The organism is Nocardia sp. NPDC060220 (genome assembly GCF_042727815.1).
Lineage (GTDB): Bacteria > Actinomycetota > Actinomycetes > Mycobacteriales > Mycobacteriaceae > Nocardia.
The window spans coordinates 1-1,701 of the sequence record NZ_JBHWZY010001174.1 but is presented as its reverse complement, the minus strand read 5'-3'; the positions used below and the strand labels follow the sequence as shown (position 1 = coordinate 1,701).

The 1,701-nt window shown below is 66.1% G+C and carries 2 protein-coding genes and 1 pseudogene; 1 reads left to right on the top strand and 2 read right to left on the bottom strand.

The annotated features are described in order from the left end of the window. Nucleotides 1-739 (bottom strand): annotated as a pseudogene (locus tag ACFWF3_RS34960) (hypothetical protein); the annotation flags it as partial. Then, nucleotides 736-951 (bottom strand): hypothetical protein, encoded by a 216-nt coding sequence (locus ACFWF3_RS34955; protein ID WP_379318370.1) that lies wholly within the window; start codon nucleotides 949-951, stop codon nucleotides 736-738. The gene ACFWF3_RS34955 and the pseudogene ACFWF3_RS34960, both read right to left, overlap by 4 nt. Between ACFWF3_RS34955 and ACFWF3_RS34950 the strand changes: the two genes are divergently transcribed. Continuing rightward, on the top strand, nucleotides 926-1,701 hold a 776-nt coding region (locus tag ACFWF3_RS34950), incomplete at its 3' end, for a TetR/AcrR family transcriptional regulator (RefSeq protein WP_379318368.1). The genes ACFWF3_RS34955 and ACFWF3_RS34950 overlap by 26 nt on opposite strands.

Sequence of the window (1,701 nt, the reverse complement as noted above, 5' to 3'; positions counted from 1 at the left end):
CTTCTACTGCGGCGAGTAGGCCGTCGATGACTTCGTCGTCTTGGGCGGCTACGACATCTGCCAGTTTTGAGCGTTCGGTGGGGCCGAGGAGGGCTAACAGGGTGATTGCTTTGGGCCATTCGCCTGCGTCGTGGGTTGCGCGGATGACGCCGGGGACTCGGTCGGTGACGATGGTGAGGAGGCGGTCGGCTGCTGAGGTTTCCTCGAGGTAGTAGCCGACCTGGAGGATGTCGAGGTCGGAGGCGTGGGGGAGGGCTGCGCGCAGGACCGAGTCGGGGACCGAGCCTGCGAGGTTGCCCATCGTCAGATAGTCGCCGCGGCTGATCAATTCGCTGGCGACGGCTGCTGCCATCGGGCCGGGTACCTGGGCGATCAGTTCGACTGCTCGGCGGGGGTCGAGGGTGAGGGTGGCGTCGGCTAGGAAACTGGGGGAGAGGGCGCTGGCGATGGCTACGGCGCGGGTTGGGTCGACGGAGCCGGCGAGTGCGGCGGCGAGGACGGGGCCGAAGGCGGCTTCGGTGATCTTGGCGGCGATGGGGGCGGGGACCAGCTTGGCGGCGGCGCCGACTCGCTGCATGCGGCGGGCTTCGCGGCGGGCGGTGAGATCGGTGATCTGGTCGCGGAATTCGCGGAGGGCCGCGGGTGGGAGGGTGGCGAGGAAGGCCAGGTCGGCGGGGGCGCGGTCGAGGACGCGGGCTAGTTTGGCTAGTTCGACGGTGGTGTGGTGGGTCGCGGTCACAGTCCGAGTACCTTCTTCACGGCGGGGCGGGCCAGGCGGGGGATGAGGCGCATGCCGGTGTCGAGGGCGTCGTCGAGGGCGGCCTTGCGGTGGTCGAGGGCGGCGCGGACGTAGTTGTCGAGGAGTGCCAGCTCGTCGGGGGTGAGGGTGGCGAAGTCGGGTGGCGGTGAGGTGCCGAGTGTTGCGGTGAGTTGGCGCAGGGCATCCGACACGGACCGTCTCCTTCGATGCGATGTCCGGAAGTTCGTACTGCCGGTACGAACAACGATACTGCCGGTATGCGATGCTTTCTGTAAAGAGCAGTTCACCTGTGTTGTGTGGAAAAAACCGATCGTACTGTTGGTACGTGTATCGTTCTCGACCGTGACCCGCGCCAGTCGACGACCTCCGCCGGTGAGCCGGGATGTCATCGTCGACGCCGCGATTCGGGTGCTCGATCGAGACGGGCCTCATCCGAGTATGGATGCTTTCGCGGTCGAGGCCGGGATCACGAAGCCGCGGCTGTATCGGAGGTTCACCGACAAAGGTGACCTCTACGCCGCCATCGGTACGCGATTCGCCGACTCGGCGTTCGCGGCGACGGGGACCGACCTGACCCTGCTGTTGCAGCCGCCCAACGCCGCAATCGATCGTGCGCTCACCGATTACGCCGTCGGAATTCTGGCCCACCCCAATGTTTTCCGGTTCCTGACGCAGACGAGTGCGAATCGTGAGGGTGCGACAGGCCAGTACGACCTCGCCAGTGCGGTGGCGGGTCGCTTCGCGGAAAGGGCTCGGGCGGTCGCGGATTCGATTCCGTTGGATGCCGAGGGGATCGAATATCTGGCGCGGGCGATCGTCGGTGTGATGATCGTGCTGACTGATCTGTGGCTGAGTGACGCGAAACCGGATTCCGGAGAATTCGTTAGCAGGGTGCACGAATTGGTGTGGGGGATGATCGATGCGTTTCTGCGGGGGCGGGG